We start from the raw sequence: 22,131 nt of genomic DNA, 5'->3' as shown, positions 1-22,131 counted from the left end.
CGAGCGGCGGGCGGGAACCGGAGGCCGGGGCCCCGGCCTGGCGCAACTCGGCGCGCTGCTAAGCTGGCCGCGTCAGGCATCCTTTAACGATCCGTCCAGTGAGGCGGAGAAGGAGGTCGTTGTATGCGCGTGCCCGAAGGGTCCCGCCCTGCCGAGGAACCGGCAGAAGCAACACCGAAGTCGTCACCGGTAGTCGAGCCCGCGCGTGAGTTGTTGTCCGCAGCGGATGTAGGCCGCACGATTGCGCGTATCGCGCATCAGATTATCGAGAAGACCGCGATCGACGCCGCCGACGGTGAAGCGCCTCGCGTCGTCCTCATCGGGATACCCACCCGCGGCACGACCCTCGCGGCGCGTCTTGCTGCGAAGATCGAAGAATTTTCGGGTGTGCGTCCGCCGGTCGGTTCACTCGACATCACCCTCTACCGCGACGACCTGCGCACCAAGCCGCACCGCCCCCTCGAGCGGACCTCCGTCCCCGAGGGCGGTGTCGACAACGCGCTGGTGGTGCTGGTCGACGACGTGCTGTTTTCAGGTCGCACCGTCCGATCGGCTCTCGACGCCCTGCGTGACCTGGGACGGCCACGCGCTGTTCAGCTCGCGGTCCTCGTCGACCGCGGCCATCGGGAGCTGCCGTTGCGCGCCGACTACGTGGGGAAGAACGTGCCGACCGCCCGCACCGAGGACGTCAAGGTTCTCCTGGGCGAACACGACGGCCGTGACGCGGTCATGATCTCCGGGGGAAAGAGCTAAGTGAAGCACCTGTTGTCGATTGCGGACCTGACCCGAGGATCGGCGGTCGAGCTTCTCGACGAGGCGGAGCGCTTCGAACAGGCCCTCCTCGGGCGCGAGGTTCACAAGCTGCCTACCCTGCGCGGCCGGACCGTCATGACCGTGTTCTTCGAGAACTCGACACGGACCCGGGTGTCCTTCGAGGTCGCGGGCAAGTGGATGAGCGCGGATGTGATCAATGTCAGCGCCTCGAGCTCGTCGGTCTCGAAGGGCGAATCGCTGCGTGATACGGCGATGACGTTGCGTGCCGCGGGCGCCGACGCGCTGATCGTGCGCCATCCGGCTTCGGGCGCCGCTCACCAGATCGCCTCGTGGACGGCCGGCCAGGACGACGGCGGACCGGCGATCATCAACGCGGGGGACGGCACCCATGAGCATCCCACTCAGGCGCTGCTCGATGCACTGACTCTGCGGCAGCGCCTCGGGGACATCGAGGGCAAGCGCATCGCCATCGTGGGTGACATCCTGCACAGCCGGGTGGCCAGGTCCAACGCGCTGCTGCTGTCGATGCTCGGTGCCGAGGTCGTTCTCGTGGCACCGCCCACGCTGCTTCCGGTCGGGGCCTCGTCCTGGCCGGTCACGGTTGCCCACTCGTTCGACGCCGAACTCCCCGGGCTCGATGCGGTCCTGATGCTGCGCGTGCAGGCGGAACGGATGAACGGAGGATTCTTCCCGTCCCAGCGTGAGTACTCGATCAATTACGGACTGTCCGAGAAGCGCCTCGCTCTGCTCCCGGAGCATGCCGTCGTGCTGCACCCGGGCCCGATGCTGCGCGGTATGGAAATCGCCTCCGCAGTCGCGGACTCCCCGAGAGCCGCTGTGCTGCAACAGGTCACCAACGGAGTGCACATGCGTATGGCCGTGCTGTTCCGACTGCTGGTCGGTGCCGAGGAAGTTGCCGGATGAGCAACTCGACAGGAACAGGAGAGACAGTGCTCATCAAGAACGCGTTGTTGTACGGCGAGGGCGAACCCACGGATGTGCTGCTCGACGACGGACTCGTCGCTGCCCTCGGCGCGGACGCCGCGAAGTCCGCTGCTGCAGAAGCCGAGGTCATCGATGCGGCCGGCCAGATTCTGCTGCCCGGATTCGTCGATTTGCACACACATTTGCGTGAGCCGGGCCGCGAGGACACCGAAACCATCGATTCCGGTTCGGCTGCGGCTGCGCTCGGTGGGTACACGGCAGTGTTCGCCATGGCCAACACCAGCCCCGTCGCCGACTCGGTGGTCGTCACCGACCACGTGTGGCGCCGGGGGCAGGAAGTCGGGCTCGTCGACGTGCATCCGGTCGGGGCCGTCACCGTCGGGCTCGAGGGGAAGCAACTCGCCGAGATGGCGACGATGGCCGCAGGGTCCGGCCGGGTCCGGATGTTCTCGGACGACGGTCATTGCGTCTACGACCCACTGCTCATGCGCCGCGCCCTCGAGTACTCGAGCTCACTCGGTGTGCTCATCGCCCAGCACGCGGAAGAACCCCGGCTGACCGTCGGTGCCGTCGCCCACGAAGGCCCGACCGCGGCCCGGCTGGGCCTGGCCGGCTGGCCTCGTGCAGCCGAGGAATCGATCGTCGCCCGTGATGCGCTGCTCGCCCGCGATGCCGGCGCCCGTGTCCACATTTGCCACGCCTCCACCGCCGGAACGGTCGAGTTGGTGAAATGGGCGCGAGGGCAGGGCATTTCGATCACCGCCGAGGTGACGCCGCATCATTTGCTCCTCGACGACTCACGCCTCGAAACGTACGACGCCGTCAACAAGGTGAACCCGCCGCTGCGCGAAGCCAGTGATGTCGCGGCGTTGCGCGCCGGTCTCGCCGAGGGGGTCATCGACTGCGTCGCCACCGATCACGCCCCGCACGCCGAGCAGGACAAGTGCTGCGAATTCGCCGCGGCCCGTCCCGGCATGCTGGGTCTGGAGACGGCGCTGTCGATCGTCGCGATGACCATGGTCCGGCCGGGCCTGCTCGACTGGCGTGGGGTGGCCCGCGTGATGAGCGAACGTCCCGCAGAGATCGTCGGACTCGACGACCAGGGGCGGCCCATCGCCGTCGGTGAACCGGCCAACCTGGTGCTGGTCGATCCGGATGCCGAATGGACTGTGCACGGGCCCGCACTCGCCAGCGTGGCGTCCAACACGCCGTACGAGTCGATGACGCTGCCGGCGCGGGTCACCACCACAATCCTCCGGGGCCGGATCACCGCGCGGAACAGTGACGTCCGCACTCCCGTACGCAGCGGCGGAGGACAGTGATGGAGAGAATCCTCTGGATCGTCGGGCTGGCCGCCTTCTGGGCGCTGGCGATCTACCTCATGTACGTCGGGTGGCGTGGCCGGGCCCGTCGGCAGGCCGACCGCATCGGTCAGCTGCCGTCCGTTCCCGCCCACCTCGGTGCGCAGACGATCGCGCCGGCCACCGGACTCTACGTCGGCAGCACGCTTGCACCCAGCTGGCAGGACCGAATTGCGGTCGGGGACCTCGGGTTCCGGGCCACCGGTGAAATCTCGCGGTACCACTCCGGCATCCTGCTCGAAAGGGACGGCGCCTCGGCGATCTGGATCCCGCAGGACGCGATTCGTGCGGTGCGCACGGAGCGTGGCCTCGCCGGCAAGGTCATGAGCAAGGACGGACTCCTGGTGATCCGATGGGCACTGCCGTCCGGCACCGAGATCGACACCGGATTCCGCAGCGACGACAAGTCCGTCTACCCCGCCTGGGTCAACTCGGGCGAGTCGGGCGGCACCACAGACAGTGAAGATTCAGCGAATGCGGCGAGCTCTGGCGAGGTCGAGCAGAACGGAGAGAACGCATGAGCGGCTATGACACCGACTCGGCAGTACTGGTCCTCGAGGACGGCCGGATCTTTCGCGGCACCACGTTCGGTGCCGTCGGGCAGACACTGGGCGAGGCCGTCTTCAGCACCGGCATGACCGGCTACCAGGAGACACTGACCGACCCCAGCTATCACCGCCAGATCGTGGTGGCCACGGCGCCCCAGATCGGCAACACCGGCTGGAACGACGAAGACGACGAGTCCGTCGGTCCCACCGGCAGCAGTGCGGAAGCGAAGATCTGGGTCGCCGGTTACGTGGTCCGCGATCCTGCGCGCCGCACCTCGAGCTGGCGCGCGACCGGGTCGCTACAGGACGAACTGGTGAAGCAGGGTGTCGTGGGGATCGCCGGCATCGACACCCGCGCCCTCGTGCGCCACCTGCGCACCCGGGGGTCGATGCGGGCCGGAGTGTTCTCCGGAGATGCGCTCGCCGAGCCGGAGGTGTTGCTGGAGCGCGTGAAGAGCCAGCCATCGATGCTCGGCGCCGATCTCGCGGGTGAGGTGAGCACCACCAGCGGGTATGTCGTCGAGCCGACCGGGGGAGAGGCCCGCTTCACGGTCGCCGCAATCGACTTGGGTATCAAGACCAACACCCCGCGCATGTTCGCCGAGCGGGGTATCCGCGTACACGTTCTGCCGTCCGATGCGACGCTCGAGCAGATCCTCGACCTGAAGGCCGACGGCGTGTTCCTCTCGAACGGTCCGGGCGACCCGGCCACCGCTGACGGCGCCGTACATCTCACGAAGGAAGTAATCGGGCAGGGTCTGCCCCTGTTCGGTATCTGCTTCGGCAATCAGATCCTGGGCCGCGCGCTGGGCCTCGGCACCTACAAGATGAAATTCGGTCACCGCGGAATCAATGTCCCGGTGATCGAACACGAAACCGGACGCATCGCGATCACCGCACAGAATCACGGGTTCGCGCTTGAAGGCGAGGCCGGGCAGGAATTCGACACGCCCTTCGGCAGGGCGGTGATCAGCCACACCTGCGCCAACGACGGCGCCGTCGAAGGAGTCCGTCTGCTCGACGGCTCGGCCTTCTCGGTGCAGTATCACCCTGAGGCCGCCGCCGGCCCGCACGATGCTGCTTACCTGTTCGACCGATTCACCAGCCTGCTCGAGGGAGTCAAGAAGTAATGCCACGCCGTTCAGATCTCTCCCACATCCTGGTGATCGGCTCCGGCCCGATCGTCATCGGCCAGGCCTGCGAGTTCGACTATTCCGGTACGCAGGCGTGCCGGGTGCTGCGCGAAGAGGGCCTGCGGGTCAGCCTCGTCAACTCGAACCCGGCCACCATCATGACGGACCCCGAGTTCGCCGACTCCACCTACGTGGAGCCGATCACGGCGGAGTTCGTCGAGAAGGTCATCGCACTCGAGGCCGCGAACGGTCATCCCATCGACGCCGTTCTCGCGACCCTCGGTGGTCAGACCGCGCTCAACACCGCAGTGGCCCTGCATGAGCAGGGGATTCTCAAGAAGTACGACGTCGAACTGATCGGCGCCGACTTCGAAGCGATCCAGCGCGGCGAGGACCGCCAGAAATTCAAGGACATCGTCGCCAAGGTCGGTGGCGAGTCGGCTCGGTCCCGGGTCTGCTACACGATGGACGAGGTCCGCGACACGGTGGCCGAACTCGGCTTCCCCGTGGTGGTCCGGCCGTCGTTCACCATGGGTGGCTTGGGGTCCGGCATGGCGTACGACGACGAGGACCTCGCCCGCATCGCCGGTGGCGGACTGGCTGCGTCGCCCACCGCCAACGTGCTCATCGAGGAATCGATCCTCGGGTGGAAGGAATACGAACTCGAGCTGATGCGCGACGGCCGCGACAACGTGGTCATCGTCTGCTCCATCGAGAACGTCGATCCCGTCGGCGTGCACACCGGTGACTCGGTGACCGTCGCTCCCGCGATGACTCTCACCGACCGCGAGTACCAGGCGATGCGCGACCTGTCGATCGACATCCTGCGTGAGGTCGGCGTCGACACCGGTGGTTGCAACATTCAGTTCGCGATGGACCCGGCCGACGGCCGCCTCGTCGTCATCGAGATGAATCCGCGGGTGTCGCGGTCGAGTGCGCTGGCGTCCAAGGCGACGGGCTTCCCGATCGCGAAGATCGCGGCGAAGCTCGCCATCGGCTACACCCTCGACGAGATCGTCAACGACATCACCAAGGAAACTCCGGCGTGCTTCGAACCCACGCTCGACTACGTGGTGGTGAAGGCTCCCCGCTTCGCGTTCGAGAAGTTCCCCGGTGCCGACGCGACTCTCACGACCACGATGAAGTCGGTCGGTGAGGCCATGTCGATCGGCCGCAACTTCACCGAGGCGCTCGGGAAGGTCATGCGCTCGCTGGAGACGAAGCAGACCGGATTCTGGACCGGGCCGCAGGTGGCCACCGAGAACCTGGACACGCTGCTCGCCGAGCTCGCCGTGCCGCACGAGGGCAGGCTGTACGGCATCGAGAAGGCCATGAGTCTGGGTGCCACCCTCGAGCAGCTGTTCGACGCCACGGGAATCGATCCCTGGTTCCTCGACCAGATGTTGCAGATCCACGAGCTCGGTAGCGAGCTGCGCGAGGTCGAGGAGGTGGACGAGCGCGTGCTGCGGCGCGCCAAGCACCACGGGTTCTCCGACCGGCAGGTTGCGGCGCTTCGGCCCGAGCTGGGTGACGAAGATTCCGTTCGGGCCCTGCGCGAGCAGTGGAACATCCACCCCGTCTACAAGACCGTGGATACCTGTGCAGCCGAATTCGAGGCGAAGACGCCGTACCACTACTCCACCTACGAGCTCGATCCGGAGGCCGAGTCGGAGGTGGCTCCGCAGACGGAGCGTCCGAAGGTCCTCATCCTCGGTTCGGGCCCCAACCGCATCGGTCAGGGCATCGAGTTCGACTATTCCTGTGTCCACGCGGCCCTGACGTTGTCCGAGGCCGGTTACGAGACGGTGATGGTCAATTGCAACCCGGAGACCGTCTCCACTGACTACGACACCGCCGACCGGCTGTACTTCGAGCCGCTCACGTTCGAGGACGTGCTCGAGGTGTACCGGGCGGAGTCGCTGTCCGGCACCGTCGCCGGCGTGATCGTGCAGCTCGGCGGACAGACACCGCTGGGTCTGGCGAAACGGCTGAAAGCCGCAGGAGTGCCCATCGTCGGGACCAGCCCCGAGGCCATCGACCTCGCCGAGGACCGTGGCGAGTTCGGCAAGGTATTGGTAGAGGCGGGATTGCCCGCGCCCAAGTTCGGAACGGCGACCACGTTCGCCGGTGCCCGCGACATCGCCGCCGGCATCGGATACCCGGTGCTCGTGCGACCGTCGTACGTGCTCGGTGGCCGAGGCATGGAGATCGTCTACGACGAGGCCTCCCTCGAGAGCTACATCTCCCGCGCCACTGAAATCTCCGACGACCGGCCCGTACTGGTCGACCGGTTCCTGGAAGACGCCATCGAGATCGACGTCGACGCGCTCTGCGACGGGAACGAGGTGTACATCGGGGGAGTGATGGAACACATCGAGGAAGCCGGCATTCACTCCGGCGACTCGGCGTGCGCACTGCCCCCGATCACCCTCGGGCGCGCCGATCTCGAGAACGTCCGCCGTTCGACGGAGGCGCTCGCGAAGGGTATCGGCGTCAAGGGTCTGCTCAACGTGCAGTACGCCCTCAAGGACGACATCCTGTACGTCCTCGAAGCCAACCCCCGTGCCAGCCGGACCGTGCCGTTCGTGTCGAAGGCCACGGCCGTACAACTGGCCAAGGCCTGCGCCCGCGTCATGCTCGGCGAGACCATCGCGGAGTTGCGGAAAACCGGACTCCTTCCGGCCACCGGTGACGGTGGTTTCACCCCGGCGGACGCACCCGTCGCCGTCAAGGAGGCCGTTCTCCCGTTCAACCGGTTCCGGCGCGCCGACGGCACCGGGGTGGACACACTGCTGAGTCCCGAGATGAAGTCGACGGGCGAGGTCATGGGTATCGACGCCGACTTCGGCACCGCGTTCGCCAAGAGTCAGACAGCTGCGTACGGGTCACTCCCCATCTCCGGGTCGGTGTTCGTGTCGGTCGCGAACAAGGACAAGCGGTCGCTGATCTTCCCGGTCAAACGGCTGGCCGACCTGGGTTTCCGGATCCTCGCAACAGAGGGCACCGCGGCGGTCCTTCGCCGCAACGGCATCGTCTGCGAGGACGTGCACAAGCACTCCGGCGAGCCCCTCGAGGAGGGCGCCCGCACCATCGTCGACCAGATCCGTGACGGTGAGGTCGACATGGTGATCAACACCCCGTACGGCAACTCCGGTCCCCGGGTGGACGGGTACGAGATCCGCAGCGCGGCCGTCGGCGTGAACATCCCCTGCGTCACCACCGTGCAGGGCGCGTCCGCTGCGGTCCAGGGCATCGAGGCCGCGATCCGCGGCGACATCGGCGTTCAGTCGCTGCAGGCGTTGCATGCCCGGCTGCGCTCACCGGCCCCGTTCGAGGGTTCCGACACCGGTTCGCTCACCTCGTGACGGACCGGCACCACGACCAGGCGTGGGGTGCTCGGCTGAGGGCAGCGGTCGAGCACCGCGGCCGCTTGTGCGTCGGCATCGATCCGCACCCGGGGTTGCTCGAGGCGTGGGACCTTCCCGTCGATGCGGAGGGGCTCGAGGCCTTCGCCGAGATCTGCGTGGAGGCCTTCGTCGGTGAGGTGGCCGTCGTGAAGCCCCAGGTGGCGTTCTTCGAAGCGTACGGCTCGGCCGGGTACGCGGTGCTCGAACGCACCATCTGTGTCCTCCGGGAGGCCGGGACGCTCGTCGTCGCGGATGCCAAACGCGGTGACATCGGGTCGACCATGTCCGCCTACGCGCAGTCGTGGCTCGGCCCGGACTCGGCGCTGTCCTCCGATGCGGTGACGGTCTCGCCCTATCTGGGGTTCGGTGCGCTCGAACCGGCCCTCTCGCTGGCGGCGGAGCAGGGCCGCGGGCTGTTCGTGCTTGCTCGCACCTCGAATCCCGAGGGCAGGGAGTTGCAGGGCGCTGACGTTGCCGGGGGCGTGTCGGTGGCGCAGTCCGTGGTGAATGCGGCGGCCGAGCACAATGCGGCGGAATCCGACCTGGTCGGGCTGGTCGTCGGTGCGACACGCGGACACGGTCTGAATTTGTCGAACTTTTCTGGACCAATTCTGGCGCCGGGACTAGGTGCCCAGGGTGCCACAGCACGTGACCTTGCGGACATTTTTCCCGATTCCCGGAAGTTGCTGCTGCCGAACAGTTCTCGCGGTATTCTCCGTGAGGGTCCGTCGGTGACGGCCCTGCGTGCGGCCGCTGTGAAGGTTCGTGACGAGGTCGAGTCCGCACTCTCATAGCCCACCGGAATCCGGCTTTGACCTCGGGGGGTGGGTTCGCAATCGGCGCCGGGCGTGAGTACGGTCGCTATCGCTGCTGGTTATCCAGTGGTTTGGACTATTTGCCAACGACGAGACGGAGGAACCGTGGCCCTTCCCCAGTTGACTGATGAGCAGCGCGCTGCTGCTTTGGAGAAGGCAGCTGCTGCCCGTAAAGCCAGGGCTGAGCTCAAGGAGCGCCTGAAGCGTGGCGGCACCGACCTCAAGCAGGTTCTCAAGGACGCCGAGGACGACGAGATCTTGGGCAAGATGAAGGTGTCGGCGTTGCTCGAGGCACTGCCCAAGGTGGGCAAGGTCAAGGCGCAGGAGATCATGACCGAGCTGGAGATCGCTCCGACCCGTCGCCTGCGTGGCCTCGGCGATCGGCAGCGTAAGGCCCTGCTCGCCAGGTTCGACTTCGAGGCCTGAGCACGACAGTGGTAGCTGACGCTCGAGTGTCAGAAAGAAAGACCGCAGTGCGGAGGGGTCGGCTGGTTGTCCTGGCCGGCCCCTCGGCTGTCGGTAAGTCCAGCGTGGTGCGATTGTTGCGGGAACGGCTGCCGGAGCTCGTCTTCAGCGTGTCCGCGACGACACGGGACCCACGCCCGGGCGAGGTGGACGGCAAGGATTACCGCTTCACCTCTCGCGACGAATTCCAGCGGATGATCGAGTCGGGCGAGCTGCTCGAGTGGGCGGAGATCCACGGTGGCCTCCAGCTGTCGGGGACCCCCGCCGAACCGGTCCGCCGCGCCATCGAGCAGGGAAAACCGGTGCTGGTCGAGGTCGATCTCGCCGGCGCCCGGGCAGTGCGGGCTGCGATGCCGGAGGCGCTTCTGGTCTTCATGGCCCCGCCCAGTTGGGAAGCACTGGTCGAGCGCTTGACCGGCCGGGGCACCGAATCGCCGGAAGTGGTGGAGCGTCGTCTCGCCACCGCGAAGGTCGAGCTCGAGGCTCAGGACGAGTTCGACGAGGTCATCGTCAACGAGGATGTCAGCCGATCGTGCGACGAGTTGGTATCCTTGTTGGTTGGACCCCGGGAACAGTCCGGGTAGACCACTAGTTCTCACATCCACTAGCCAGAACTATTTCAGGAGATACCGAGTGAGCAGCACCCCCGCAGTCGCGTCCGCAACCCCCAGCCATGGCGCCCTGCCTGCCTATGACACACCGCTCGGAATCACGAATCCTCCGATCGACGAGCTGCTCGCACGCACCTCGTCGAAGTACGCGCTGGTCATCTACTCGGCCAAGCGTGCCCGTCAGATCAACGATTACTACAACCAGCTCGGTGACGGCATCCTCGAGTACGTCGGCCCCCTGGTGGAGCCGGGCCTGCAGGAAAAGCCCTTGTCCATCGCGCTGCGTGAGATCCACTCCGATCTGCTCGAGCACACCGAAGGCGAGTGAGCGGAGGAACTGCCGTGCCCGACAAGGCGGCGAGCCCCGGGCTCGCGACGGGTCTCTCCGAAACAGCCCCCTCCGCAGTCGCACGTAAGCGAATCGTCGTCGGTGTCGGCGGCGGTATCGCGGCGTACAAGAGCTGCGCGATCATCCGCGCGTTCACCGAGAGCGGCCACCACGTGCGCGTCATCCCGACGGAGTCCGCCCTCGAGTTCGTGGGCCGGGCGACGTTCGAGGCGCTGTCCGGCAATCCGGTGCACACCGGAGTATTCGCCGACGTTCCGCAGGTGCCGCACGTCCGCCTGGGGCAGGAAGCGGACCTCGTGGTCATCGCGCCTGCCACCGCGGATCTGATGGCCCGTGCCGTCGCCGGGCGGGCCGACGACCTGCTCACCGCGACGTTGCTCACCGCACGATGTCCGGTGGTGTTCGCGCCCGCGATGCACACCGAGATGTGGGAGCATCCCGCCACGGTGTCCAATGTGGCAACCCTTCGCCTGCGTGGGGCCACGGTGATCGAGCCGGCATCCGGTCGCCTGACAGGCAAGGACACCGGCGCCGGCCGATTGCCCGAACCGGACGAGATCGTCGGACTCGCCTCGCTGCTCCTCGAGCGGCCCGACGCGTTGCCGCGCGATCTCGAAGGGCGTCGGATCCTCGTCTCGGCCGGTGGCACCCGGGAACCGCTCGATCCGGTCCGTTTCCTCGGCAATCGCAGCTCCGGGAAGCAGGGCTATGCCATCGCCCGCCTCGCGGTGCAGCGCGGCGCCGACGTCACGCTGGTGTCCGGATACACCGCAGGCCTCGCTGATCCGGCCGCCGTCGACGTCGTTCACGTGCGCACGGCCGAGGACATGCGTGCTGCCGTCGCCAAACACGCACCCGAGTTCGATGCGGTCGTGATGGCGGCCGCGGTCGCCGACTTCCGGCCGTCCACCACGGTGGCCAGCAAGATCAAGAAGGGCGCCGGAGAACCCGACTCCATCGCACTGACCAAGAACGAGGACATCCTGGCCGGTCTGGTGCAGTCCCGGGCCGAAGGCGAGATTCCGTCGGCCACCGTGATCGTCGGTTTCGCCGCCGAGACCGGTGACGCGGACGGAGACGTCCTCACCTATGCGCGTGCGAAGCTCGCCCGGAAGGGATGCGACCTCCTGGTCGTCAACGCCGTAGGGGAGGGCAAAGCCTTCGAGGTCGACCACAACGACGGATGGCTACTCGGCGCGGACGGTTCGGAGTCCGCCCTCGAGCACGGCTCGAAGGCACTGATGGCGAGCCGGGTGCTCGATGCCGTCGAGCAACTGTTCCGGGCCCGTTGAGGATGGATCCTCGGTTGTTTCGGTGAGCGTAAAGGTGTCACTCACACCGGGGTGCCGCTAGGGTCGTTCGCGATGGTACATAGCTAAGCTGTTTCCAAGCGCTGTCCAGAAGACAACTGTCGAGAGGGAATTCTGTGAGCCAGTCCGGTAGTCGGCTATTCACCAGTGAGTCTGTGACCGAGGGGCACCCGGACAAGATTTGTGATGCGATCAGCGACTCCATCCTCGACGCCCTCCTCACGGACGACCCACGCGCCCGGGTCGCAGTCGAGACCCTGGTTACCACAGGACAGGTCCACGTCGCCGGCGAGGTGACCACCACCGCCTACGCCGACATCCCCAAGATCGTGCGCGACACCGTGCTCGAGATCGGGTACGACTCCTCGGCGAAGGGTTTCGACGGCAACTCCTGCGGCGTCAACGTGGCGATCGGTGCGCAGTCCCCGGAGATCGCGCAGGGCGTCGACCATTCACACGAAGCCCGGACCGGTGGCCTGACCGACGACGACATCGACCGGCAGGGGGCCGGCGACCAGGGACTGATGTTCGGGTTCGCCACCACGGACACCCCGGAACTGATGCCGCTGCCGATCGCGCTGGCTCATCGGCTCTCACGTCGCCTCACCGAGGTCCGTAAGTCCGGCGTCCTGCCGTACCTGCGGCCGGACGGAAAGACGCAGGTCACCATCGAGTACGACGGGGACAAGCCCGTCCGCCTCGACACCGTTGTCATCTCTACGCAGCACGCTGCCGACATCGATCTCGACAACCTCCTCACACCGGATCTGCGGGAGAAGGTTCTCGGATCGGTGCTCGCCGACCTCCGGATGCCGGAGCTCGACACGTCGAACATTCGACTTCTCGTCAATCCGACGGGCAAGTTCGTCCTCGGTGGCCCGATGGGTGATGCCGGGCTGACCGGGCGGAAGATCATCGTCGACACCTATGGCGGAATGGCCCGTCACGGTGGTGGCGCGTTCTCCGGCAAGGACCCGTCGAAGGTGGACCGGTCGGCCGCCTACGCCATGCGCTGGGTCGCCAAGAATGCGGTCGCGGCAGGTCTCGCGGATCGCATCGAGGTTCAGGTGGCGTACGCGATCGGCAAGGCTGCGCCCGTCGGGCTGTTCGTGGAGACGTTCGGAACCGAGAAGACCGATCCGGTGCGGATTCAACAGGCGATCACCGAAACCTTCGACCTGCGTCCGGGCGCCATCATCCGCGACCTCGACCTGCTGCGCCCTATCTACGCACAGACCGCCGCGTACGGGCACTTCGGCCGTACCGACATCGATCTTCCCTGGGAGAGCGTCGACCGGGCGGAGAAGCTGCGCGCAGCTGCAGGTCTCTGATCGGTAGCCGCCCTGCTGCGGGCGCCCTCCCGGTGGAGGGCAGGCTGTGACGTCAGCCAAGCTTGCGGCGGAGGTCGATCCGGTGGCGCGGGTGCTGCCGATGCTGCCGCTCCCGCACCTCGACCGTGAGTTCGACTACCTCGTTCCTCGCGAGCTCGACGAGCAGGCACAGCCGGGTGTGCGCGTGCGCATCCGATTTGCGGGGCGTCTCGTGGACGGTTTCGTGGTTTCCCGGACGGCGACCAGCGATCACCAGGGACGCTTCGGCTGGCTCGAACGGGTGATCTCCCCGGAGCGAGTACTCACTCCGGAGATCACCCGGCTCGTGGAACTCGTTGCCGCTCGGTACGCGGGTACCCGAGCGGATGTGCTGCGCCTGGCCATCCCGCCCCGGCATGCCCGGGCAGAAGCCGAGGCCGCGCCGGAATCCGCACCGACACCGGAACACGCCGTCGACCGAGAAGCGTGGGCCCAGTACGTTCACGGTGAGGCGTTCCTGACCGCCCTTGCGGAGCAGCGGAGTCCGCGGGCCGTCTGGCAGGCGCTGCCCGGCGAAGATTGGCCGGCACGACTGGCCGAACTGTCGGCAATCGCCGCCGGTGCCGACACCAGCACGGTCATCGTGGTGCCCGATCAGCGCGATCTGGATCGGGTGGTTGCGGCCGTGGAGTCCCTGCTGGGCAGTAGCCGGGTCGTTGGTCTCGCCGCGGGTCTCGGCCCCGCGCTGCGGTACCGGCGTTGGCTTGCCGCCCTGCGCGGGACCGCCAAAGTAGTCGTGGGCACCCGAAGTTCCGTGTTCGCGCCGACGCCTCGGACAGGTCTGATCGTCATCTGGGACGACGGCGACGACAGTCACTCCGAGCCGCGGGCGCCCTACCCCCACGCTCGCGAGGTGGCGCTCCTACGGGCGTACGCCGGCGGAAGCGCAATGGTGGTGGCGGGGCATGCCCGCACCGCCGAGGGGCAGGCCCTCGTCGACTCCGGATGGGCACACGACCTGGTCGCGTCCCGCGACGTGGTCCGGGCCCGCGCCCCCAAGATCACCGCCCTCGCTGACAGCGATCACGCGCTCGCCAGAGACCCGGGAGCCCGCGCTGCCCGCCTGCCTGCCATTGCCTTCGCCGCGGCACGCGAGGCGCTCGGTGCAGGCAGGGGAGTGCTGGTCCAGGTGCCCCGCCGGGGGTATGTCCCGAGTCTCGCGTGCGGCAAATGCCGCGCTCCTGCCCGCTGCAGACGGTGCAACGGGCCCTTGGCGCTTCCGTCGGCCGCCGGTCCGGACGGGGCGGGCACACCGGCATGCCGATGGTGCGGAGTCGCGGACGCCGCGCACCGCTGTCACGCCTGCGGCGCCCGAGCGCTGCGGGCCGTGGTGGTAGGAGCGGGCCGGACGGCGGAGGAACTCGGGCGAGCGTTTCCCGGTGTACCGGTCCGGATGTCCGGGGGAAGCGATGTCATCGACGTCGTCGAGCAGGGGCCGGCGCTGGTGGTCTCCACCGTCGGCGCCGAACCGGTGATGACCGGCGGATACGGCGCCGCACTGCTCCTGGACGGCTGGGCGTTGCTCGGACGTCCGGATCTGCGAGCGGCTGAGGAGACCCTGCGGCGCTGGATGACGGCTTCGGCCCTCGTGAAGCCGTTCGGTGACGGTGGCCAGGTTGTCGTCGTAGCCGATTCGGGTATTCCGACGGTGCAAGCACTGGTCCGCTGGGATCCGGTCGGTCACGCCCGCGCGCAGTACGAAGAACGGGCAGAAGTCGGGTTTCCGCCGGCGATTCATCTGGCGGCCGTCGACGGCAGCGCAAAGGCTGTCTCGGAGCTCCTGGACCTGGCCGAACTCCCCGATAACGCGGAATTGTTGGGCCCTGTGGAACTGCCGGCGGGGGCCCGATTGCCTGTCGCCGGTGAATCGCCGGAGCCGGCCGATATCGAGCGGATGCTGGTGCGCGTACCCCGTGGTGAGGGAAAACCGTTGGCGGAGGCGCTGTCTGCCGCTCAAGCGGTCCGCAGTGCCCGGCGGGAATCGCATCCGGTGCGAGTCCAGATCGACCCCATCCACATCGGCTGATGCCCAATGAACTCATCCCCGATGGTTGCGCGAGCGTTTTGACGATATATCGTTGATGCATCATCGATAAGCCTGAGGAGGCTGACATGCAGAACTTTCGATTCGGACACCGCGGTTCCCACAGGGACCGATTCGCGCACCAGCGGACGGGCCGCCCGGAGGGCCCGCACCGTCACGGGCACCGTCGCGGGCCGTTCGGTCCGGACGGAGATCCCGGATTCGGTCCGGGTATGGCGTTCGGCCGAGGCCGGGGCCGCGGTGGCAGGGGGCGACGCGGTGATGTCCGCTCGGCGATCCTCCTGCTGCTCGCGGAGGAACCGATGCACGGGTACGAGCTCATCCAGCAGATCGTCGACCGCAGTGGTGGGGTGTGGAAGCCCAGCCCCGGATCGATCTACCCCGCGCTGTCTCAGCTCGAGGACGAGGGGCTCGTTCTCATCGAGAAGGTCGCGGGACGCAAGACCGCTCGACTGACCGAGGAAGGGAAGACGTTCGTCGAGGCGAACACCGCTGAGCTCGGCACCCCCTGGGACGACGTCCGCGAGAGTGTCGGCCGGCCGGCGGAAGACCTCCGCGGCCTGATCGGGCAGCTCATGGGCGCGGCAGGGCAGGTCGCCGCTGTAGGGAATGAGGACCAGATCCGGCGCGCCGGAGAAATTCTCACCGAAACCCGGCGTGCGTTGTACCGGCTTCTCGCGGAGGACGAACAGGACTCCGGCGACACGAAGAGCGCCGACTCCTAGCGACACACCGCGCGTAGGGTCCCACTCTCGTCGCGACACCACGGGCACACTCTGGGAAAGTTCACAGGGAATAACCGCGGTGTCGGGGAGAGATCATGAACCTTCGAGGTGTTGTCACGGTCGCTGCTTGTGTTGCCTTGCTGTCTTCCGCCGGGCCGACCACAGCCCAGGCCGAAGACGTTCCGGCGTCGAGACTCGAAGTGCCCGCGGGTGTCGGGGTCCCGCAGAGCGCGCGCAGCGCGGCCGCCGCGTACGCGAAAGCGCATCCGGGCAGCGCTCCCGCCGGATCGAACGACTTCTCCTGTACGCCCGCGCCCGAGCATCCCGAGCCCGTCGTTCTCGCGCATGGCACCGACGCCAGCGCCTACACCGACTGGGCGGCGTTGTCCCCCTTGCTCGCGGCGGACGGATACTGCGTCTTCGCCCTCAATTACGGCGGCAAACCCGGCGCCGACACGTACGGCACCGAAGACATCGTCGACAGCGCCGGAGAATTCGGCCGATTCGTCGCCCAGGTCCGCGAGTCGACGGGTGCGGAAAAAGTCGACGTGGTCGGATACTCGCAAGGAGCGAATGTCAGCCGGTACTACGTGAACAAGCTCGGTGGTGCGCGCTTCGTCGACCAGTGGGTAGGGCTCGCTTCCCCCAGTTACGGCGGTGTGATGTTCGGGCTCGCCCCGATGTTCCAGGCGCTCCCCGGTGGGCCGGACGTGGTCACCGAGCTCACCTCTGTGGCGGTCGGTCAGCAGATGCAGGGGTCACCGTTCATGACCGAACTGAATGCCGGCGGCGACACTGTTCCCGGTGTCTCCTACACCACCGTCAGTTCGCGCTACGACGAAATGATCCAGCCGTATTCCAACATGGCGCTGCACGGCGACGGGGCGGTGAACCTCGTCATCCAGGACCTGTGTCCGCAGGACGGGTCGGGGCATTTCCGGGCACCGTACGATCCGTTCGCGTTGGATCTCATCCGAACGGCTCTGGACCCCAACGCCATTCCGATTGCGCGATGCGAGTTCGTTCCGATCGGCGCGGACATTCCCCAGGTAGTCGTCGACAGTAACTTCTGAAATCCCAGACGCGAGTGGGGCCTGTCGCCGGGGATCACCGGCGCTTTTGCGCGTTGAGGCGTGCCGCCTGTCGCGTGAGGTGGTCGCGTTCGGCGAGGCTGGACGCCGATCGGGCAGCGTCGGCGTAGAGCCGTGCAGCGGTCACGGTGTCACCGTCCCGCTCGTGGAGGTATGCCGCGACGGCGGCGTACCGGGGCAGGGCGGGATCGATCTCCGTGAGGGCAGCCAGGCCGGCCCGCGGACCGTCGGCCTCGCCGACTGCGACAGCCCGATTGAGGCGCGCTACCGGGCTGTCGGTGAGGCGCACCAGTTCGTCGTACCACTCGACGATCTGCACCCAGTCGGTCTCCTCGGCGGTCCGGGCATCGGCGTGGAGCGCGGCGATGGCGGCCTGGGCCTGAAACTCGCCCAATCGGTCGCGGGCGAGGGCTGCCTGCAGCACGTCGATGCCCTCGGCGATCAGGCGGGTGTCCCACAGACTGCGGTCCTGATCGGCGAGAGGCACGAGGCTACCGTCGGCGGCGGTCCGTGCCAGGCGTCGGGCGTGGTGGAGCAGCATCAGCGCGAGCAGGCCCGCCACCTCCTCATGCCTGACCTCGGCCGCCAGTTGGCGGGTGAGCCGGATCGCCTCCGCGGCGAGGTCGACATCGCCGGAGTAACCCTCGTTGAAGACGAGGTAGAGCACACGCAGCACCGTGGCGACGTCACCGGGCTGGTCGAACCGGACTTTCGAGATGGTCCGCTTGGCCCGCGTGATCCGCTGGGCCATCGTCGCCTCGGGTACGAGGTAAGCCTGCGCGATCTGACGCGTGGTCAGGCCGCCGACCGCGCGCAACGTGAGCGCGACGGCCGACGCCGGTGCCAGGGAAGGATGCGCGCACAGGAAGTACAGCTGGAGTGTGTCGTCGACCGACGGTGCCGGGCCCGGTACGGGCTCCACCTCGACGAGCGCCTCGCGTCGGCGCCGGGAGGTATCGGTGCGGGTGGCGTCGAGGAACTTGCGCCAGGCGACGGTGATCAGCCAGCCCTGGGGATCTCGCGGCGGATCGGCCCGCCACACGCGCACCGCTTCCACCAGAGCGTCCTGCACGGCGTCCTCGGCCGCCGCGAAGTCGGCTCCGCGGCGGACGAGGATCCCGATCACCGTGGGGGTGAGGGTCCGCAGCACGACCTCGTCCACCTCGGTCACTCCGTGATTGTGGGCGGCTCGGTCAGGAACGGGCGCACCTCGAGCCACTCGTGGATCGGCTTCCCGCCCGCGCCCGGAGCTGCAGACAATTCACCGGCGAGTTCGAGCGCCCGCTCGCGGGTCTCGACGTCGATCACCATCCAGCCCGCGATCAGGTCCTTGGTCTCCGCGAACGGGCCGTCGGTCACCGGCGGACGCCCCTCGCCGTCGTACCGGACGAACGTGCCTTCCGGTGACAGTGCCTGACTGTCGACGTATTCGCCGGTGCTTTCGATCCGAGCGGCAAAGTTCTCCATGTACTGCATGTGGGCCGAAACCTCCTCTGGCGTCCACTGATCCATCGGTACGTCGTTGACCGGTGCCGGTGCGCCTCGGTAGTGCTTGAGCAGCAGGTACTTGGCCATCGTCTTCTCCTCGGTGTGGTGTAGGGCCCATTGTGGCCGTATTTCAACCCTGGGACGGAGCTGCGCTCGCGATTTCGACATCGTGCCGCGACATTTTCCTGGAGCCCGCCGGTTTGTCGTGGTTGCGCATCGCAGTGTCATCGTGAGGCGCACGACTCCCTAGACTGGTCGTCACACCGTCGACCCAAGGGGAGCTTTTTTCGTGAGTATCGTTTCGGCCCGCACCGCGGTCCGTCGTCAGCTGTGTGGGTCGCCGACGTGCGCCTAGTCTTCGCCGGTACACCCGAACCCGCTGTGCCGTCTCTCGAGCGACTCATCCGTTCCGCCCGTCACGAGGTGGTCGCCGTGATCACGCGGCCGGACGCGGTGGCCGGGCGAGGGCGGAAGGTAGTCCGATCGCCGATCGGTGCCCTTGCGGACGCGCACGGTATCGAGGTGCTCACGCCCGAGCGACCCTCCGATCCGGAGTTCCTCGCACGACTGACCGACCTGGCACCCGAGTGTGCTCCCGTCGTCGCCTACGGTGCGTTGCTTCCGCAGAAGGTGCTGGACATTCCGGCCGTCGGCTGGGTCAACCTGCACTTCTCGCTGCTGCCCGCCTGGCGGGGTGCGGCGCCGGTGCAGGCGGCAATCGCTTCCGGCGACGACATGACGGGCGCCAGCGCCTTCCGGCTCGAGGCTGGAATGGACACGGGCCCGGTATACGGGGTCGTGACCGAGCGAATCCGCGCTACCGATACCGCAGGTGACCTTCTCGGCCGATTGGCCGACAGCGGGGCGGTTCTCCTCGAATCCGTTCTCGACGGACTGGCAGACGGCACGATCACCGCGGTTCCGCAGCCGGGGGACGGCGTCTCGTATGCACCCAAGGTGACCGTGGAGGAAGCTCGAATCCGTTGGGACAGAACAGCTGTGGTGATCGATCGGCATGTCCGCTCGGTGACACCTGCACCGGGAGCATGGACGACGATCGGGGACGTTCGCGTCAAGGTCGGCCCGCTCACCCTCACCGACGACAGGCTCGAGCCCGGAGAAATCTCCGTGACCAAGAGCGAATTCCTCGTCGGAACCTCCACGGTGGCAGTCCGGCTGGACCGGATCCAACCTCAAGGAAAAAAACAGATGTCCGCTCTCGACTGGGCGCGGGGCGCACGACTCGACGCGAAGGTACGGGCACAGTGAGCGACTCGAGAAGACCCGCACGCGGCAAGAGGGCAGGAACAGGCGCGAGCAACAATCGGCCGCGCCAGGCGCGTCGGCCCGATGCCGCCCAAGCGGGTCTGGATCAGCCTCGGCTCGCTGCGCGTGACGTGTTGCGGGCAGTGCGTGAACGGGACGCCTACGCGAACCTGGTCCTCCCCGGACTGCTGCGGGAACGGCGACTCGACGGCCGGGACGCCGCGCTGGCCACGGAATTGGCCTACGGTGCGGCGCGAGCGCGGGGACTGCTGGACGCGGTCATCGCGGACTGTGCGGGCCGCCCGATCGAGGAGGTCGACGGCCCTCTGCTGGATGTGCTCCAGCTGGGCGCCTACCAGCTTCTCCGTACGCGGGTGGCCCCGCACGCCGCCGTCGCCACCTCCGTCGACCTCGTACGCGCAGAGGCGGGTCCGGGCAAGGCCGGGTTCGTCAACGCCGTGTTGCGCAGGGTGTCGGAGCGGTCGGAAGCGGAGTGGGTGGAGCGGTTGGCGCCGTCCGACCCGATCGGGCGGCTGGCCTTCGAGCATGCGCACCCGGCCTGGATCGCGCAGGTGTTCGCGGATGCGCTGGGGCCCGACGCCGGCGAACTCGAGGATGCCCTGATCGCCGACGATTCCCGTCCGGCCGTTCACCTCGTCGCGCGTCCGGGTGAGATTTCGGCGGAAGAATTGGCTCTGGTCACCGGGGGAGAGGTCGGCCGGTACTCGCCGTATGCGGTGTATCTCGACGGTGGCGACCCGGGCCAGCTCGACGCTGTGCGCGAGGGTCTGGCCGGTGTGCAGGACGAGGGCAGTCAGCTGGTGGCCCGGGCACTCGCCCTGGCCCCACTCGAGGGATCGGACGGCGGGCGCTGGCTCGATCTCTGTGCCGGACCTGGTGGTAAAGCCGCGCTTCTCGGCGCACTCGCAGGTATCGAGGGCGGGCGACTCGATGCGGTGGAGCCGGTGGCGCACCGCGCCGACCTCATTCGTAAGACGACGCGGGAACTCCCGGTCGACGTGCATGTCGCGGACGGGCGCGATCCCGGGCTTGCCGGTGGTTACGACCGAATCCTGGTCGACGCGCCGTGCACCGGTCTCGGTGCCCTGCGGCGCCGCCCCGAGGCACGCTGGCGTCGGCAGCCGTCCGATGTGGCCGGTCTGGCGAAATTGCAGCGGGAACTGCTCGCCTCGGCGCTGGGGTTGGTGCGCCCGGGTGGTGTCGTCGTGTATTCGACGTGTTCTCCGCACCTGTCGGAGACAGTGGCGGTGGTGGCGGATGCGGTACGTCGCTATGGCGTGACAGCGCTCGACACGAGGGCACTGGTCCCGGGCGTTCCGGGACTCGGTGACGGTACGAGTGTGCAACTGTGGCCGCACCGTCACGGCACCGACGCGATGTTTCTCGCTGCGCTGCGGAAGCCGATGGAGTGACCGTGATCGGACGCTCGTTCAGATAACTAGAACCTGTTCCCATTTGTGCTAAAACGTGTTCTACTTTTCTCGCGACGAAGGTCGTCTGTCACAAGCGAGTGGAGGACTCACGATGAATCGGGTAGCGGGGAAAGTAGTTCTGATCACCGGCGCAGCACGGGGGCAGGGGCGCAGTCATGCCGTCCACCTCGCCGACGAGGGCGCCGACATCATCGCTTTCGACCTCTGCGAGGACATTGCATCGAACGGGTATCCCCTCGCGACGCCGGCCGATCTGGAAGAGACCGGGAAGCTCGTCGAGAAGGCGGGACGTCGCGTGGTCACGGCGAAGGTCGACGTGCGTGATCGCGCGGCGCTGAAACGGGAACTCGACGCCGCCGTCGCCAGACTCGGGCGGCTCGACGTGGTGGTCGCCAACGCGGGTATCGCCCCACTCGGCAACGATGTGCCGGTCGAAGGATTCGTGGACGCATTCGACGTCGACTTCGTGGGTGTGGTCAACACCATCCACGTCGCTCTGCCGCATCTCGGCGGTGGCGCGTCGATCATCGCCACCGGTTCGGTCGCCGGCCTCGTCCCCCAGACCGGCCTCAACGGTCAGCAGGCACTCCAGGGGCCGGGCGGAGACGGATACGGTCTGGCCAAGAAGATGCTGCAGACCTACACGCATTCGCTGGCGCTCACCCTGGGCCCGAAGTCCATTCGCGTCAACGCCATCCATCCCACCAACTGCAACACGGACATGCTCCAGAGCCCGCCGATGTTCCGCACGTTCCGGCCCGACCTCGAGAACCCGACGGCCGAAGACGCGAAGGTGACGTTCCCCTTCATGCAGGCGATGCCGACGCCGTGGGTGGAGCCCGAGGATATTTCCCACGCGGTGGTATACCTCTCGTCCGACGAGTCGCGGTTCGTCACCGGACAGCAGCTCCGCGTCGACGCGGGAGCGGGTCTCAAGCTGGGGGTCTGAGTCTGCGTACCGGGTTTCGCGCCGGC

At 67.4% G+C, this 22,131-nt stretch carries 20 protein-coding genes; 18 read left to right on the top strand and 2 right to left on the bottom strand.

What is annotated here, in order from left to right; genetic code table 11:
• Positions 1 to 123 precede the first annotated feature (123 nt).
• The 15 genes from pyrR (at position 124) to GFS60_RS16040 (ending at position 16,930) form a co-directional block, all read left to right on the top strand.
• Positions 124 to 753 carry a bifunctional pyr operon transcriptional regulator/uracil phosphoribosyltransferase PyrR gene (gene pyrR, locus GFS60_RS16110; RefSeq protein WP_159922691.1) on the top strand — a complete coding sequence of 210 codons (630 nt, stop codon included), beginning with the start codon at positions 124 to 126 and terminating at the stop codon, positions 751 to 753.
• Positions 754 to 1,698 (top strand): aspartate carbamoyltransferase catalytic subunit, encoded by a 945-nt coding sequence (locus GFS60_RS16105; protein ID WP_159922689.1) that lies wholly within the window; start codon positions 754 to 756, stop codon positions 1,696 to 1,698. It abuts the gene before it with no gap.
• On the top strand, positions 1,695 to 3,041 hold the full coding sequence (locus tag GFS60_RS16100; protein WP_159922687.1) for a dihydroorotase: 1,347 nt from the start codon (positions 1,695 to 1,697) through the stop codon (positions 3,039 to 3,041). The genes GFS60_RS16105 and GFS60_RS16100 overlap by 4 nt, the downstream gene beginning before the upstream one ends.
• Positions 3,041 to 3,601, top strand: a complete 561-nt coding sequence (locus tag GFS60_RS16095; protein WP_159922685.1) for a PH-like domain-containing protein — start codon at positions 3,041 to 3,043, stop codon at positions 3,599 to 3,601. Before GFS60_RS16100 ends, GFS60_RS16095 begins: the two co-directional genes overlap by 1 nt.
• Positions 3,598 to 4,758 carry a glutamine-hydrolyzing carbamoyl-phosphate synthase small subunit gene (carA, locus tag GFS60_RS16090; RefSeq protein ID WP_159922683.1) on the top strand — a complete coding sequence of 387 codons (1,161 nt, stop codon included), beginning with the start codon at positions 3,598 to 3,600 and terminating at the stop codon, positions 4,756 to 4,758. Before GFS60_RS16095 ends, carA begins: the two co-directional genes overlap by 4 nt.
• Positions 4,758 to 8,126: a carbamoyl-phosphate synthase large subunit gene (gene carB / locus GFS60_RS16085; RefSeq protein ID WP_159922681.1), complete on the top strand. Its 3,369-nt coding sequence runs from the start codon at positions 4,758 to 4,760 to the stop codon at positions 8,124 to 8,126. Before carA ends, carB begins: the two co-directional genes overlap by 1 nt.
• Complete coding sequence (gene pyrF, locus GFS60_RS16080) at positions 8,123 to 8,962, top strand: orotidine-5'-phosphate decarboxylase (RefSeq protein ID WP_159922679.1); 840 nt, start codon at positions 8,123 to 8,125, stop codon at positions 8,960 to 8,962. The genes carB and pyrF overlap by 4 nt, the downstream gene beginning before the upstream one ends.
• A gap of 126 nt (positions 8,963 to 9,088) precedes the next feature.
• Entirely contained in the window at positions 9,089 to 9,409 is a 321-nt protein-coding gene (mihF, locus tag GFS60_RS16075) for an integration host factor, actinobacterial type (protein WP_005262298.1), read from the top strand.
• Positions 9,410 to 9,417: 8 nt separating this feature from the next.
• Positions 9,418 to 10,032 carry a guanylate kinase gene (gene gmk, locus GFS60_RS16070; protein WP_109330271.1) on the top strand — a complete coding sequence of 205 codons (615 nt, stop codon included), beginning with the start codon at positions 9,418 to 9,420 and terminating at the stop codon, positions 10,030 to 10,032.
• A gap of 49 nt (positions 10,033 to 10,081) precedes the next feature.
• Positions 10,082 to 10,387: a DNA-directed RNA polymerase subunit omega gene (gene rpoZ / locus GFS60_RS16065; protein WP_109330269.1), complete on the top strand. Its 306-nt coding sequence runs from the start codon at positions 10,082 to 10,084 to the stop codon at positions 10,385 to 10,387.
• 14 nt (positions 10,388 to 10,401) lie between these two features.
• A complete protein-coding gene (gene coaBC, locus GFS60_RS16060; protein WP_159927246.1) occupies positions 10,402 to 11,700 on the top strand; it encodes a bifunctional phosphopantothenoylcysteine decarboxylase/phosphopantothenate--cysteine ligase CoaBC in 1,299 nt (432 codons plus the stop codon).
• A 134-nt stretch (positions 11,701 to 11,834) separates the two neighbouring features.
• Positions 11,835 to 13,049 carry a methionine adenosyltransferase gene (gene metK, locus GFS60_RS16055; RefSeq protein ID WP_109330265.1) on the top strand — a complete coding sequence of 405 codons (1,215 nt, stop codon included), beginning with the start codon at positions 11,835 to 11,837 and terminating at the stop codon, positions 13,047 to 13,049.
• 100 nt (positions 13,050 to 13,149) lie between these two features.
• On the top strand, positions 13,150 to 15,114 hold the full coding sequence (locus GFS60_RS16050) for a primosomal protein N' (protein ID WP_284708363.1): 1,965 nt from the start codon (positions 13,150 to 13,152) through the stop codon (positions 15,112 to 15,114).
• 86 nt (positions 15,115 to 15,200) lie between these two features.
• Positions 15,201 to 15,857, top strand: coding sequence for a PadR family transcriptional regulator (locus tag GFS60_RS16045; protein ID WP_159922677.1), 657 nt, complete (start codon positions 15,201 to 15,203; stop codon positions 15,855 to 15,857).
• A gap of 95 nt (positions 15,858 to 15,952) precedes the next feature.
• Entirely contained in the window at positions 15,953 to 16,930 is a 978-nt protein-coding gene (locus GFS60_RS16040; protein WP_159922675.1) for an esterase/lipase family protein, read from the top strand.
• A 34-nt stretch (positions 16,931 to 16,964) separates the two neighbouring features.
• Here GFS60_RS16040 and GFS60_RS16035 read toward each other — a convergent pair whose 3' ends face one another.
• Entirely contained in the window at positions 16,965 to 18,110 is a 1,146-nt protein-coding gene (locus GFS60_RS16035; protein ID WP_159927242.1) for an RNA polymerase sigma factor, read from the bottom strand.
• Positions 18,111 to 18,115: 5 nt separating this feature from the next.
• Positions 18,116 to 18,523: a YciI family protein gene (locus GFS60_RS16030; RefSeq protein ID WP_109330259.1), complete on the bottom strand. Its 408-nt coding sequence runs from the start codon at positions 18,521 to 18,523 to the stop codon at positions 18,116 to 18,118.
• Between the two features lie 258 nt (positions 18,524 to 18,781).
• Here GFS60_RS16030 and fmt point away from each other — a divergent pair, with 258 nt between their 5' ends.
• From fmt to GFS60_RS16015, 3 genes are all read left to right on the top strand, one after another.
• Positions 18,782 to 19,705, top strand: a complete 924-nt coding sequence (gene fmt, locus GFS60_RS16025; protein ID WP_159922671.1) for a methionyl-tRNA formyltransferase — start codon at positions 18,782 to 18,784, stop codon at positions 19,703 to 19,705.
• A complete protein-coding gene (locus GFS60_RS16020) occupies positions 19,702 to 21,135 on the top strand; it encodes an RsmB/NOP family class I SAM-dependent RNA methyltransferase (protein ID WP_159922669.1) in 1,434 nt (477 codons plus the stop codon). The genes fmt and GFS60_RS16020 overlap by 4 nt, the downstream gene beginning before the upstream one ends.
• A gap of 112 nt (positions 21,136 to 21,247) precedes the next feature.
• Positions 21,248 to 22,105 (top strand): mycofactocin-coupled SDR family oxidoreductase, encoded by an 858-nt coding sequence (locus GFS60_RS16015; protein ID WP_159922667.1) that lies wholly within the window; start codon positions 21,248 to 21,250, stop codon positions 22,103 to 22,105.
• Positions 22,106 to 22,131 lie beyond the last annotated feature (26 nt).

It is taken from the genome of Rhodococcus sp. WAY2 (assembly GCF_009859915.1).
Lineage (GTDB): Bacteria > Actinomycetota > Actinomycetes > Mycobacteriales > Mycobacteriaceae > Rhodococcus_F > Rhodococcus_F oxybenzonivorans.
This window is presented reverse-complemented; position numbering and strand designations above follow the sequence as displayed.

Coding starts and splice junctions, on each gene's coding strand:
- pyrR (WP_159922691.1), top strand. CDS start 124: ATGCGCGTGCCCGAAGGGTCCCGCCCTGCCGAGGAACCGGCAGAAGCA.
- GFS60_RS16100 (WP_159922687.1), top strand. CDS start 1,695: ATGAGCAACTCGACAGGAACAGGAGAGACAGTGCTCATCAAGAACGCG.
- GFS60_RS16095 (WP_159922685.1), top strand. CDS start 3,041: ATGGAGAGAATCCTCTGGATCGTCGGGCTGGCCGCCTTCTGGGCGCTG.
- carA (WP_159922683.1), top strand. CDS start 3,598: ATGAGCGGCTATGACACCGACTCGGCAGTACTGGTCCTCGAGGACGGC.
- carB (WP_159922681.1), top strand. CDS start 4,758: ATGCCACGCCGTTCAGATCTCTCCCACATCCTGGTGATCGGCTCCGGC.
- GFS60_RS16050 (WP_284708363.1), top strand. CDS start 13,150: ATGCTGCCGCTCCCGCACCTCGACCGTGAGTTCGACTACCTCGTTCCT.
- GFS60_RS16045 (WP_159922677.1), top strand. CDS start 15,201: ATGCAGAACTTTCGATTCGGACACCGCGGTTCCCACAGGGACCGATTC.
- GFS60_RS16040 (WP_159922675.1), top strand. CDS start 15,953: ATGAACCTTCGAGGTGTTGTCACGGTCGCTGCTTGTGTTGCCTTGCTG.
- GFS60_RS16030 (WP_109330259.1), bottom strand. CDS start 18,523: ATGGCCAAGTACCTGCTGCTCAAGCACTACCGAGGCGCACCGGCACCG.
- GFS60_RS16015 (WP_159922667.1), top strand. CDS start 21,248: ATGAATCGGGTAGCGGGGAAAGTAGTTCTGATCACCGGCGCAGCACGG.